This window comes from Paracoccus limosus (assembly GCF_009711185.1).
GTDB classification, from domain to species: domain Bacteria; phylum Pseudomonadota; class Alphaproteobacteria; order Rhodobacterales; family Rhodobacteraceae; genus Paracoccus; species Paracoccus limosus.
Genome location: NZ_WMIF01000009.1, coordinates 98794 through 112728 on the forward strand (window position 1 = coordinate 98794; position 13935 = coordinate 112728).

Sequence of the window (13935 nt, forward strand, 5' to 3'; positions counted from 1 at the left end):
GAGCAGCGATGCACTCGGCCCCAATAGGCCCTGCTGCACATCGCATCGGCCATGCCCTCGATTCGGAGATGCCGCCTGATACAGGCGAGCAGATCACGATGATCGGAAAGCCCAACCCCCAATCACACCCCGATCAGCCGCTGTTGCACGAGCGGATGAAAGACAGAACCGCCGATTGTGCCCATCGCGAACGCTCGTTCCGATCAACCGCTTGCTTTGGCAGCAGGCCGAACATCGGCCTTCCATCGCCCTCGGTCCAACGCAATCTGGGATTGCGAAACTTGAACTCTTCGGTTTAGTCGAACTCAGACCTTCAACCGAGGATGGATGATGAAGAACATCGCTGCAATCGCTATCGGTGGATCCAATACGGTGATGCGACCGGGCTACCTGACCGAGCTGCCCCGGTGCCTGAAGAGGTTCGGCATCAACCTGCGCATTGCCGCAAACCTCGCAGTTGGCAATACGACAATTTTCAATGGGCTCATCAACTTGAAGATGAACAAGGCGGCGCTGGAAAAGGCCGACCTGCTCATTATCGAATATACGCTTAATGATACGAGCGTCTTCGCGTCGTCGACGGCCGGCCTCGCAAGGTGGGTCAAGGGCATGGAGGGTGCAATCCGCTATGCGCGTGAAGTGAACCCGACCATCAAGATCGTTCCCGTGATCTTTGCGACACGCACCGGCATCCACAGATCCACGATCAATCCCCTCCATGGCGGCGTCCATTATCTGGCGAACTATTACGGCCTCACGGCGGTAGACGTGAATGCGGCGCTGGTCAGAAGGTTCGGTCGGGACTTCTTTGAATCTCCGGGTGCCTACGGGGACTACGCCCACTATCAGCGGCCAGTATTCACGACCCTCGCAGCAGAGATCATCGCTGACGGAATTAAGGATTACCTGCTCTCAAAGATGGGCCCGGCCGATATGCCCGCAGCCGTCGACCCGGACAATTTCAGCGCCGCAACGCTGATCGACGCATCAAGCGTTCCCGACCTGCCTCAGGAACGCTTCAAGAACTATCTATATGATGAGACGGCCTTCGATCTGGGCGCCGGCTCGCTCGAAGTCGAGATCGACGGTGGCAATCTGCTGGCCGCAAAATTCGCCTGCACCGGTGACATCTGCCGTTGCTTCGTCAATGTGAACGGCATCTGGCACGTTGCTAACACCATGCAGCCCGGCATGGAGGATCCCAAGTACAAGTTCCTGCTATCCATGATCTCGTTTGAAGGAATTCCGGCACCGAAGGCTGGAACCACGATCATTCTGACAGGAAAAGAGCCGAAGAACTGCGCCGCAAAGGAACTGGCCCAGCATGGCGCAAAGGCCCCGGTCCGGGACGAGGTGCGCCTGCCAATCTGCGCCATCCTGCACACCGGAATGCTGAAAAGCGTCAAGGCAAGCTCGTTGCTCAAAGCAGATGCGGCATAGGCATCAGGAAACGCAAGCTTGAACGCCCGCCAGTTGGCAGGCGCTCTCATGCCGGGATACCGCATGACGGTTGCGACCCCACGGCCCGGACGGATACCCGCCCGGGAATGACGGGAACGCCGCCTAGACGCTCAGCCCCAGCCCCTCGCCCGCAAGCCAGGCAAAGCCATTGGCGGGCAGATGCAGGCTGCCGGATTTCAGCACTGCCTCGCTGGTGCCCAGCAGGGTCGAGGGGGCGGCCAGCTTCAGTTCTGCCGGTTCTTTGGACAGGTTGAAGACGCAGGTGACCGCCTGCCCGTCCACGGCGCGGGTAAAGGCCAGCAGCGGCTCGGGCAGGTCGATGAAGGCGACATCGCCCCAGCGCAGTGCCGGCTGCTGGCGGCGAAAGCCCAGCACCTCGCGATAGGCGTTCAGCACCGAGCCGGGGTCCGCCGCCTCGCCATCCACCGCCCGGCCCGCCTGTTCGGGCTTGACCGGCAGCCACGGCTTGACCTCGGAAAAGCCGGCGTTCGGCGCATCCCGTTCCCAGACCATCGGCGTGCGGCAGCCGTCGCGGCCCTTGATCTCGGGCCAGAAGCGCAGCGCCGGCGGATCGGTCAGCTCTTCATAGACCAGCTCGGTCTCGGTCTGACCCAGTTCCTCGCCCTGATAGATGCAAAGCGTGCCGGGGAACGAGGCCAGCATGGCGATCGCCTGCCGCGCCAGACTGGCAGTGTCCTTGCCATGCGCCGCCCAGCGGCTGGCATGGCGGATGACGTCATGGTTGGAAAAGCTCCAGCAGCTGTGACCATGCGGCGAGCCCTCGCGCACCCCCTCGATCACGCGGCGGAAATGCCGGGCGGTGAATTCGGGGCTGAGCATTTCAAAGCTGTAGCACATGTGCAGCCGCTCGCAGCCCTCGGTATAGGCGGCCATGATGTCGATGGCGGCCTGCCCGCCGTCGCCGACCTCGCCCACCATCATGCGGCCGTCGAATTCGTCGGTCAGCGCCCGCAGCCGCTGCAGGAAGGCGATGTTTTCCGGCTGGTTCTTGGAAAACAGCGGGATCTGGAAACCATAGGTGTCGGGCCCGGTGTGATCGGGGTTGAACGGATTGTCGCGCAGATGCCGGTCGTGGAAGTAATAGTTCACGGTGTCCAGCCGGAAGCCGTCCACGCCCCGCTCCAGCCAGAAGCGCATCGTGTCCAAGAGCGCGTCCTGCACCTCAGGGTTCCAGATGTTCAGGTCGGGCTGCTCGGCAAGGAAGTTGTGCAGATAGTATTGCCGGCGCTGCGGCTCCCATTCCCAAGCCGGGCCGCCAAAGACCGAGGGCCAGTTGTTGGGCGGCGTGCCGTCGGGCTTGGGATCGGCCCAGACATACCAGTCGGCCTTGGGGTTCTCGCGGCTTTTGCGGCTTTCGGCGAACCACGGGTGCTTGTCGCTGGAATGGCTGATCACCTGATCGATGATGACCTTGAGCCCCAGCGCATGCGCCCGCGCCACCAGCGCATCGAAATCGGCCAAAGTGCCGAACAGCGGGTCGATGTCGGTGTAATCGGACACGTCATAACCCATGTCCTTTTGCGGCGAGGTAAAAAACGGCGACAACCAGATCGCATCGGCGCCCAAGGCCGCCACATGGTCCAGCCGCCGCGTGATGCCGGGCAGATCCCCGATCCCATCAGCATTGCTGTCCTGAAAACTGCGGGGATAGATCTGATAGATCACTGCGTCCCGCCACCATTCCCGCATTCCGTCGCTCCCTTTCGCAACTCTTTTCCAAATCAAACAACATCACTCTAGCGCCGCGCAACAGTCATGGTTAGCGTTAACTGGCGCATTGTCTGAAACTTCGGGCCGGTTAGAGTAAGCGTAATGGTAAAGATGCAAGCACCTCCGCACCTGTCCCCGGCTGATGGCCGTTTGTTGCAGCAAGGGCGTTGCGACCATCCCTTCGATCTGCTCGGTCCGCATGGCGAGGGCGCCGAACGCTGGCTGGTGGTGTTCCTGCCCGATGCCGCCGCACTGACCGCGCTCAGCGGCGATCAGGCCATCGCGATGCGGCGGCTGGCGGGCGACGTCTTTGCCGCCCCGCTGCCGCCCGGCGATTACCGGCTGCGTGCCGAACGCGGCGACGGCAGCACGGTGGAATTCGACGACCCCTATCGTTTTGGTCCGGTGCTGGGCGAAGTGGACCTGCACCTGATCGGCGAGGGCACGCACCGCCAGCTGTGGCAGGCGCTTGGCGCGCATGTGATGACACATGAGGGCGTCGTGGGCACGCATTTCGCGGTCTGGGCACCCAATGCCCGCCGCGTCTCGGTGGTGGGCGATTTCAACCGCTGGGACGGGCGCGTGCATGTGATGCGCCGGCGCTCGGGCGGCATCTGGGAGATCTTCCTGCCCGGCGTGGCCGAGGGCGCGCTTTACAAATACGAGATCCTCGACGCGCAGGACGATCTGGTGCTGAAGGCCGATCCGCTGGGTTTTGGCAGCCAGCATCCGCCGGAAAAGGCCAGCATGGTGCGCGACATCGCAGGCTACGGCTGGCACGATGGCGGCTGGATGGACCGCCGTCAGGCCGCGCAGGATCGCCACGCCCCGATCAGCATCTATGAGGTGCATCCGGGCAGCTGGCGGCGCCGGCTGGATCAGGATGGCCGGCCGCTGTCCTACAAGGAGCTGGCTCGCGATCTGGTGGCCTACGCGCAGGGCATGGGCTTTACCCATATCGAACTGATGCCAGTCAGCGAATACCCCTTTGACGGCTCATGGGGCTATCAGCCGGTCGGGCTCTATGCGCCGACCGTGCGTTTCGGCCCGCCGCATGAATTCCGCGATCTGGTCGATGCCGCGCATCAGGCGGGGCTTGGGGTGATCCTTGACTGGGTGCCGGGGCATTTTCCGACCGATGCCCACGGGCTGGCGCGTTTCGACGGCACCGCGCTTTATGAGCACGCCGACCCGCGCGAGGGGTTCCATCAGGACTGGAACACCCTGATCTACAACTATGGCCGGACCGAGGTGCAGAACTTTCTGATCGCCAATGCGATCTACTGGTTTCAGGAATATCATATCGACGGGCTGCGGGTCGATGCGGTGGCCTCTATGCTCTATCGCGACTATTCGCGCAAAGACGGCGAATGGGTGCCCAACAAGGATGGCGGGCGCGAGAATTACGAAGCCATTTCCTTCATGCAGAACATGAACATCGCCACCTATGGCGCATGTCCCGGCATCATGACCGTGGCCGAGGAAAGCACCAGCTTTCCCAAGGTCTCGGCCCCGGTCGATGCGGGCGGGCTTGGCTTTGGCTACAAGTGGAACATGGGCTGGATGAACGACACCCTGCGTTACATGGCCTATGAACCCATCCACCGCAAATATCACCACGATCAGATGACCTTCGGCCTGATCTATGCCTTTTCCGAGAATTTCATCCTGCCGATCAGCCATGACGAGGTGGTGCATGGCAAGGGCTCGATGCTGCGCAAGATGCCGGGCGACGAATGGCAGCAATTCGCCAACCTGCGCGCCTATTACGGCTTCATGTGGTGCCATCCCGGCAAGAAGCTGATCTTCATGGGCTGCGAATTCGGCCAGCCCGAGGAATGGAACCACAATGGCGAGCTGAACTGGCCCGCCGCCGAAAAGCCGTTGAACAAGGGGCTGCAAAGCCTGATCCGCGACCTGAACCATCTCTATCGCGACACCCCGGCGCTGCATGTGCTGGATGCCGATGCCGCCGGTTTCGCATGGCTGCGCAATGATGCCGATCAGTCGATTCTGGCCTGGCTGCGCAAGGGGCGCGTGGGCGATCCGCCGGTCGCGGTGATCTGCAACATGACGCCGGTCCCGCGCGAGGGGTTCCGCATCGGCCTGCCGCAGGCCGGGCGCTGGCGCGAGGCGATCAACACCGATGCCACGGTCTATGGCGGCAGCGGCGTCGGCAATCTGGGCGGCGTCGAGGCCAGCGGGACGGCGCTGGACGGACAGCTCGCCTCGGCTGCGCTGACCCTGCCGCCGCTTTCGGTGGTGGTGCTGGTCGCTGATTGAATGCTGTTTGGGAGGGGAAAAGACATGGTTGAAAACAGGCGTGTGACCCGCAAGGCGATGGCCTTTGTGCTGGCCGGGGGCCGGGGCAGCCGGCTGCACGAGCTGACCGACCGGCGGGTGAAGCCGGCGGTCTATTTCGGCGGCAAGACGCGGATCATCGACTTTGCGCTGTCGAATGCGATGAACTCGGGCATCCGCAAGATGGCGATCGCCACGCAATACAAGGCGCACAGCCTGATCCGGCACGTCCAGCGCGGCTGGAACTTCTTTCGTGCCGAGCGCAACGAGTTCATGGACATCCTGCCCGCCAGCCAGCGCCGCTCCGAGGATCACTGGTATCGCGGCACGGCCGATGCGGTGACGCAGAACATCGACATCGTCGACAGCTATGACGTCGACTACATCATCATTCTGGCCGGCGATCACATCTACAAGATGGATTACGAGATCATGCTGCGCGAGCATGTGGCCAATGGCGCCGACGTGACCATCGGCTGCCTGACCGTGCCGCGCGCCGAAGCCAGCGCCTTTGGCGTCATGGCGGTGGATGATACCGGGCGCATCACCTCGTTTCTGGAAAAACCCGCCGATCCGCCGGCGATGCCGGGCGATCCCGACAGCTCGCTGGCCTCGATGGGGATCTATGTCTTTGACTGGCCCTTCCTGCGCGACCTGCTTCTGAAGGATGCCGAGGACCCGAACTCCAGCCATGATTTCGGCAATGACCTGATCCCCGAGATCGTCAAGCACGGCAAGGCTATGGCGCATCGCTTCGACAGTTCCTGCGTGCGCGCGCCGGGGGCGCCGACCTATTGGAAGGACGTGGGCACGGTCGATGCCTTCTGGCAGGCCAATATCGACCTGACCGATTTCACGCCCGAGCTGAACCTGTGGGACCGCGAATGGCCGATCTGGACCTATTCCGAGGGCACGCCTCCGGCCAAGTTCATCCATGATGAAAAAGGTCGCAGGGGGGTGGCGATTTCCTCGATGGTCTCGGGCGGATGCGTGATTTCAGGGACCGAGATCCGCAACTCGCTTTTGTTCACGCAGGTCCATACCAACAGCTACGCGGTGCTGGATCACGCTGTGGTGCTGCCCTATGTCACGGTGCATCGCAGCGCGCATCTGCGCAACGTCGTCATCGACAGCGGCGTGGTCATCCCCGAAGGGCTGATCGTGGGCGAGGATCCGGTCGAGGACGCGAAATGGTTCCGGGTCACGGATCGCGGCGTCGTGCTGATCACGCAGGACATGCTGGAGCGGCGCGCCGCCCTTCTTTGAGGATTGCGGCGCCCCCTTCGGGGGAGCCGTTCACATGGAATTAAACTTTGCCTGCTTTCATCGGGCATGAGTTCAACAAGCGGGGCGGCGCCGATGCGGGTTCTGTCAGTCACTTCGGAATGCGCGCCTTTGGTCAAGACCGGGGGGCTGGCCGACGTGGCCGGCGCCCTGCCCGGCGCGCTGGCGCAACAGGGGGTGCAGATGCGCGTTCTGCTGCCCGGCTATCCGGCCGTCATGGCAGCACTTGCCGACGCGGCCGAGGTTGCGCGCTATGACGATCTGTTCGGCGGCCCGGCCCGGCTGCTTTCGGGCACCGCGCATGGGCTGGAGCTGATGGTGATCGACGCGCCGCATCTCTATGACCGGCCGGGCGGCCCCTATCTGGCGCCGAACGGTCAGGACTGGCCCGACAATCCCGAACGTTTCGCGGCGCTGTCATGGGTGGCGGCAGAGGTGGCAGCGCATGGCGCGGGCGGCTGGCGACCGCAGGTGCTGCACGGCCATGACTGGCAGGCCGGGCTGATGACGGAATATCTGCAGGCGACCGGGGTGCGCGACGTGCGCACGGTGCTGACCATCCACAATATCGCCTTTCACGGCACCACCGGCGCCGACCGCATCGCCTCGCTGCGGCTGGATCCATGGCGCTTTCACAGCGGCGCCTATGAATATTGGGGGGCCGTCTCGGCGCTGAAAGCCGGGCTTCTGGGGGCCGACGCGCTGACCACCGTCTCGCCCCGCTATGCCGAGGAACTGATGATGCCGGAATTCGGCATGGGCCTTGACGGGGTCATGCGCGACCGCCGTGCCAGCCTGACCGGGATCCTGAACGGCATCGACACCGGCATCTGGGATCCCGCCACCGACCCCTTGATCCGGTCCTATGGCGCGGCGCGCGGCAAGGCGCCCAACAAGGCCGCACTGCGCGAGGAATTCGGCCTGCCGCAAGCCGAAGGCCCGCTTTGCGTCATCGTCTCGCGCATGACGCATCAAAAGGGGCTGGACCTTGTGCTTGAGGCGCTGCCGGTGCTTTTGGAGCATGGCGGGCAGCTGGCCTTGCTGGGTTCAGGGGAAAGCGGGCTGGAACAGGGCTTTCGCGTGCTGGCCGAACAACAGCCCCAGGTCGCCGTCCGCATCGGTTATGACGAGGCGCTGTCGCATCGCATGATGGCGGGTGCCGATGCGATCCTCGTGCCCTCGCGGTTCGAGCCCTGCGGCCTGACCCAGCTTTATGCCCTGCGTTACGGCACCCTGCCCCTGGTCGCGCTGACCGGGGGGCTGGCCGATACCGTGATCAACGCCTCGCCTGCGGCGCTGGCACGCGGCGTCGCCACCGGCATCCAGTTCGCTCCGGTCACGGCCGATTCGCTTAGAAACGCATTCGTGACACTGTGCAAGCTTTTCAAAGACCAGAAAACATGGTCTCGGATGCAGCGCAACGCGATGGCGCAGCCGGTGGGATGGGACCTGTCGGCCCAGGCCTATGCCCAGCTTTACGACAGGCTCATCGGACAGGAATGACCCAGACCTACGCGATCACCGCCGGCCACCCCTCGCCGCTGGGAGCCACGTTCGACGGCGCGGGGGTGAACTTCGCGCTGTTCTCGCAACATGCGGATCGGGTGCAGCTGTGCCTGTTCGACGCGCATGGCCGCGAAAGCCGCTTTGACCTGCCCGAGCGCGACGGCCATGTCTGGCACGGCTATATCTCGGGGCTGCGTCCGGGGCAGCGCTATGGCTATCGCGTGCACGGCCCCTACAAGCCCGAGGAAGGTCACCGCTTCAACCCCAACAAGCTGCTGATCGATCCCTATGCCAAGCGCCTGACCGGCAGTCCGGTCCAGCATGATGCGCTATACGGCTACAAGGCGCGCGACCCGGCGGCCGATCTCAGCTTCGACACCCGCGACAGCGCGCCTTTCGTGCCGCGCTCGGCCGTGGTGGACCCCAGCTTCAGCTGGGGCGCCGACCCGCCGCTGCGCTATCCGATGACCGATACGGTGATTTACGAGGCGCACGTAAAGGGCCTGACCGCCGGGCGCAGCGACATCCCGGATCGCGGCACCTATTTGGCCATGGCCTCGGACCCGATCCTTGAGCATCTGAACAAGCTTGGCGTTACCGCGATCGAGCTTTTGCCGGTGCATGCCTTTATCGATGACGCCTTTCTGGTGGAAAAGCGGCTTCGCAATTACTGGGGCTACATGTCCTTGGGCTTTTTCGCCCCCGAGCCGCGCTATATGCGCGATGGCGATATCGCTGAATTCCAGCAGATGGTCTCGCGCTTTCATCAGGCCGGGATCGAGGTCATTCTGGATGTGGTCTACAACCACACCGCCGAGGGCAACGAGCTGGGCCCGACGCTCAGCTTTCGCGGCCTCGACAACGCCGCCTATTACCGGTTGGCCGACAATCCGCGCTACTACATCAACGACGCCGGCACCGGCAACGTCCTGAACCTCGATAGCCCCTTTGCGCTGCGGCTGGTGATGGACAGCCTGCGCTACTGGGTCGAGGTGATGCATGTCGACGGCTTCCGCTTCGACCTTTGCTCGGTTCTGGCCCGGTCGCATGGCGTCTTTGACCGCGAGGGCTCATTCCTGCGCGCCGTGCGGCAGGACCCGGTGCTGAACCGCGTCAAGCTGATTGCCGAGCCGTGGGATCTGGGCGATGGCGGCTATCAGCTGGGCTCGTACCCGGCGCCGTTCGGGGAATGGAACGACCGCTTCCGCGATCAGGTGCGTGGCTTCTGGCGGCGCGATCCGGGGCTGGTCGGCAAGCTGGCCAAGCGCATCGCCGGCTCGGCGGCGCGATTCGATCACGACGGGCGGGCGGCGACCAGTTCGGTGAACTTCATCTCGGCCCATGACGGGTTCACGCTGCTGGATACGGTCAGCTACGATCACAAACACAATGAGGCCAATGGCGAGGACAACCGCGACGGCCATGGTCACAATATCTCGGACAATTGCGGGGCCGAGGGCGAAACCGACAATCCCGAGATCCTCGCCCGCCGCGCAAGGCGCCGTCGCAATCTGATGGCGACGCTGCTGCTGTCTCAGGGCACGCCGATGATCCTCGCCGGGGATGAGCTGGGCAATTCGCAGAACGGCAACAACAACGCCTATTGTCAGGACAATCCCATCGGCTGGATCGACTGGGACCATGCCGATCAGGGCTTTCTGGATTTCTGCCGCCGCCTGATCGCCTTTCGCCGCGACCATCCCATCCTGCGGCAAAAGCGCTTCCTGCACAGCCAGCCGCGCGAACAGGACGGCATTCAGGATCTGTTCTGGCGCCGCGCGGACGGCGCGCCGATGCAGGTCGAGGACTGGAACGACCCCGAACTGCGCCTGCTCGCGGCCGAAATGCGCATGGCGTCGGGGACGCCGGATTACGCCGCGCTGCATGGCGCGGTCTTTCTGGTACTGAACGCGGGCCCTGAGGCGGCGGTGCACCTGCCCGAAGCCAAGCGCGGCTATTGGCGCCGCCGACTGGACACTAGCCACGACGCCGCCACCGACCGCACTGCCGCCCGGGTCGAGGTCATCCCGGCCGACAGCGTGGTGGTCTTTGTGCTTGGCGAAAGCTGATCCGGCCCTTTCGCGCGGCAGTTGTCGAAAAACCGCGGCAGAAAGCGGCCGGCGCAACAAAAGCCAGAAACTTCCGCCGATTACACCCTGTTCAACTCTATAGAAAACTGGCAACAAAAAGCGGCGCAGCCCCCTGTCGCAAGCCCCCTACCAGGCCCGCGGCACGAGTCCTCACTGCCGCAACCGTTTCGTTTCCTGCCCTGTGTTATCAGCCATGAGGCCCATTGTGACCCAGCTTCCCTCGGCACAAGACCTGTCCGACCAGATCCTGCATCACCTGACCCACACCCAAGGTCGTGGACCGGAATTCGCCACCATCTTCGACTGGCGGCTGGCGATCAGCTATACCATCCGCGACCAGATCGTGACGCCCTGGATGCGCAACCACCGCACCTCGCGCAATCAGGGTCTGAAGCGGGTCTATTACCTGTCGATGGAATTCCTGATCGGCCGCATCCTTGGCGATGCGATCATCAACCTGGGTCTGGACCAGCAGATGGACGCCGCGCTGGACATTCTGGACCTCGACAAGCAGGCGATTCTGGGCGACGAGCCCGACGCCGCTTTGGGCAACGGCGGTCTGGGCCGGCTGGCGGCCTGTTTCATGGAATCGCTCTCGACGCTGGGTGTGCCGGCCTATGGCTATGGCATCCGCTATGAGCACGGGCTGTTCCGGCAGCGGTTCGAGGGCGGCCAGCAGGTCGAGGCGCCCGAGGACTGGCTGAACCAGCCCCACCCCTGGGAGTTCGTGCGCGTCGATTACAGCTACGAGATCGGCTTCAAGGGCCATGTCGAAACCGTCGACGGCCGCACGGTCTGGCATCCGGGCGAAAGCGTCATCGCGCGGGCCTATGACACGCCGGTCGTCGGCTGGAAGGGACGCTGGGCGAATACGCTACGGCTGTGGGGCGCGCAGCCGACGAACCTGTTCGACCTGCACCGCTTCAACTCGGGCGACCATGCCGAGGCCGCCAAGCCAGAGGCGCTGGCCCGCACGTTGTCGCGGGTCCTTTATCCCGACGACACCACCGACAGCGGCAAGGAACTGCGGCTGAAACAGGAATATTTCCTGACCGCCGCTGCGCTGCAGGACATCCTGCGCCGCTATATGGACGAACATGGCGACGACCTGACCGGCCTGCCCGACAAGGTGGCGATCCAGCTCAACGACACCCATCCCGCGATTGCCGGGCCGGAACTGATCCGGTTGCTGATGGACGAGCACGGCTACGGCTTCCCCGAGGCGCTGCAGATCGCGCGGGCGACGCTGAACTATACCAACCACACCCTGCTGCCCGAGGCATTGGAGCGCTGGTCGACCTGGCTGATGGGCCGCGTCCTGCCGCGTCACCTGCAAATCATCGAGATGATCGACGCCGAGCATCGCACCAGCACGCGCCGCCCCGGCCATGTCGGTATCCTGAAGGACGATCAGGTGCTGATGGGTGAGTTGGCCTTTATCATGGCGAACAAGGTCAACGGCGTCTCGGCGCTGCATACCGATCTGGTGCGCTCGACGGTATTTTATGACCTGAACAAGCTGCATGGCGAAAAGATCGTCAACGAAACCAATGGCGTGGCGCCGCGCCGCTGGCTGCGCATGTCCAACCCGCCGCTGGCGAAGCTTCTGGACGCGACCATCGGCACCGAATGGACCGGCGATCTGGACCAGTTGCGCCTGCTCGAGCCGCATGCGACCGACCCGGCCTTTCTGGACGCGCTGCATGCCGCCAAGCGACAGAACAAGGTGGCGCTGTCGCAGGGGCTGCTGGCCGATCTGGGGCTCAAGGCCGACCCGGATGCGCTGTTCGACGTGCAGGTCAAGCGGATGCACGAATACAAGCGCCAGCTTCTGAACATCCTTGAAACCATCGCGCTGTGGCACCGCATCCATGAAAGCCCGAATGGCGACTGGACGCCGCGGCTGAAGATCTTCGGCGGCAAGGCGGCGCCCGGCTATTGGCTGGCGAAATCGGTGATCCATCTGATCAACGACGTGGCCGCGACGATCAACAAGGATCCGGTGACGGCGAAATATCTGCAGATCGCCTATCCGCCGAATTACAACGTCTCGATGGCGGAAAAGCTGATCCCGGCCGCCGATCTGTCGGAACAGATTTCGACCGCCGGCAAAGAGGCCTCGGGCACCGGCAACATGAAATTCACCATGAACGGCGCGCTGACCATCGGCACGCTGGACGGCGCCAATGTCGAGATCCGCGAACTGGTCGGGCCCGAGAATTTCTTCCTGTTCGGCCTGACCGCCGAAGAAGCCGCCGCCGAAAAGGCCAAACCGGGCCACGCCCGCGCCGCGATCGAGAAAAGCGAGAACATGAAGATCGCGCTGCAACTGATCGCCGAGGGCCGCTTTGGCCGGGCCGAGAGCTATTTCTCGGTGCTGGACCGGACGTGGAACGACGATCCCTTCCTGGTCGCGTCGGATTTCGATGCCTATTTCGACAGCCAGCGCCAGGTGGATGCGGCCTATCGCGACACGCGCGACTGGGACCGGATGGCGGTGCTGAACATCGCGCGCTCGGGCTATTTCTCGTCGGATCGCACCATCCGGGGCTATATGGCCGACATCTGGCATGTCGAGCCGGCGCCGGGTCTGTGACACGGCCGGGGGCGGTGCGCCGCCCCCTTACACCTGCGGCAGGAACCGGATTGCAACCTGCTGATGCAGGGGCACGCAGCCGATGAATTCATAGCGCCGCCCGGTGCGATCGCAGAATTCGGTCAGGGCGCGGATCTCGTGCTGTTCCCAGCCCGGATAGTTGAAGAACTCGTCAAAGACGATGATCGCATCCGGGGCGATGTGATGCTCCAACACCTCCAGCACCGTGCGGGTCGAGGAATAGAGATCGCAGTCCATATGGATGAAATTGGTCTGCCCCTGCCCCATGACCGTGTCGCGGAACCCCGGCAGCGTCTGGTTGAACCAGCCCTTGATCAGATGCACGCTTGCCGGCACCTCGGGCAGTTCCGTGCGGGCGAAATGCCCCTGCTGGAACTCGGCGCGCCATGTCTCGGGCAGGCCCTCGAAGGAATCAAAGCCATAGACCGCAATATCGGGGCCAAGCGCCTCGGCGATGGCCGAGATGGTGCGGCCGCTGAACACACCGAACTCCAGCGGCAGCCGGATGCTGGTGCCCAGCTGGACCAGACAATGACGAATCAGCGCCTCATCGCTGTCAAAGACCGGCAGCGCATAAAGATGCGTGTTGAAGAAATCCGCCGAGCTGAGCCCGGCACGGATCCGCGCCAGAAAGGCCACGTCAAAGGATTCGTAGCGCCGGCCCGGCAGATAGCCATCGATCTGCCGGTTCCGGCCCCGCGCCTCGTCCAAGACCGTTCCCAGCCCCGAGCGGAGCTCGGCGCGGGTCTCGGCAATCTCGCCCGCGACCTGCAGGGATGAGGCCGCCGCGCCCTCGCCAAGGCTGCGGGCCATCTGGTCCAGACGCGTTTCCAACGCGGCCACGCGGGCCGCGTTTTCATCGCGCATCTGCGCCATGGATTGCAGCAGGGCCCGGTTGCGGGCCTCGGACCAGCGCAGAAACAGGCGCTTTACGAATGTCTTCAC

Annotated in this window: 8 protein-coding genes; 6 read left to right on the forward strand and 2 right to left on the reverse strand. The window is 63.7% G+C overall.

Features of this window, described 5'->3' with window-relative positions; genetic code table 11:
• Positions 1 to 330: 330 nt before the first annotated feature.
• A complete protein-coding gene (locus tag GL279_RS08570; RefSeq protein ID WP_155064214.1) occupies positions 331 to 1440 on the forward strand; it encodes an SGNH/GDSL hydrolase family protein in 1110 nt (369 codons plus the stop codon).
• Between the two features lie 123 nt (positions 1441 to 1563).
• Here the strand turns inward: GL279_RS08570 and GL279_RS08575 are convergent, their stop codons facing one another.
• A complete protein-coding gene (locus tag GL279_RS08575; RefSeq protein WP_155064215.1) occupies positions 1564 to 3171 on the reverse strand; it encodes an alpha-glucosidase family protein in 1608 nt (535 codons plus the stop codon).
• Positions 3172 to 3303: 132 nt separating this feature from the next.
• On the opposite strand from GL279_RS08575, the gene glgB reads away from it, so the two are divergent.
• The 5 genes from glgB to GL279_RS08600 all read left to right on the forward strand — a co-directional run bounded on the left by glgB (position 3304) and on the right by GL279_RS08600 (position 12969).
• A complete protein-coding gene (gene glgB, locus GL279_RS08580; protein WP_155064216.1) occupies positions 3304 to 5475 on the forward strand; it encodes a 1,4-alpha-glucan branching protein GlgB in 2172 nt (723 codons plus the stop codon).
• A gap of 24 nt (positions 5476 to 5499) precedes the next feature.
• Positions 5500 to 6759, forward strand: a complete 1260-nt coding sequence (gene glgC, locus GL279_RS08585; RefSeq protein WP_155064217.1) for a glucose-1-phosphate adenylyltransferase — start codon at positions 5500 to 5502, stop codon at positions 6757 to 6759.
• A gap of 93 nt (positions 6760 to 6852) precedes the next feature.
• Positions 6853 to 8280, forward strand: coding sequence for a glycogen synthase GlgA (glgA, locus tag GL279_RS08590; RefSeq protein WP_155064218.1), 1428 nt, complete (start codon positions 6853 to 6855; stop codon positions 8278 to 8280).
• Positions 8277 to 10352, forward strand: a complete 2076-nt coding sequence (glgX, locus tag GL279_RS08595; protein ID WP_155064219.1) for a glycogen debranching protein GlgX — start codon at positions 8277 to 8279, stop codon at positions 10350 to 10352. The genes glgA and glgX overlap by 4 nt, the downstream gene beginning before the upstream one ends.
• 214 nt (positions 10353 to 10566) lie before the next feature.
• Positions 10567 to 12969 carry a glycogen/starch/alpha-glucan phosphorylase gene (locus GL279_RS08600; RefSeq protein WP_155064220.1) on the forward strand — a complete coding sequence of 801 codons (2403 nt, stop codon included), beginning with the start codon at positions 10567 to 10569 and terminating at the stop codon, positions 12967 to 12969.
• A 27-nt stretch (positions 12970 to 12996) separates the two neighbouring features.
• On the opposite strand, the gene GL279_RS08605 is transcribed toward GL279_RS08600, so the two are convergent.
• Complete coding sequence (locus GL279_RS08605; protein WP_155064221.1) at positions 12997 to 13935, reverse strand: class I SAM-dependent methyltransferase; 939 nt, start codon at positions 13933 to 13935, stop codon at positions 12997 to 12999.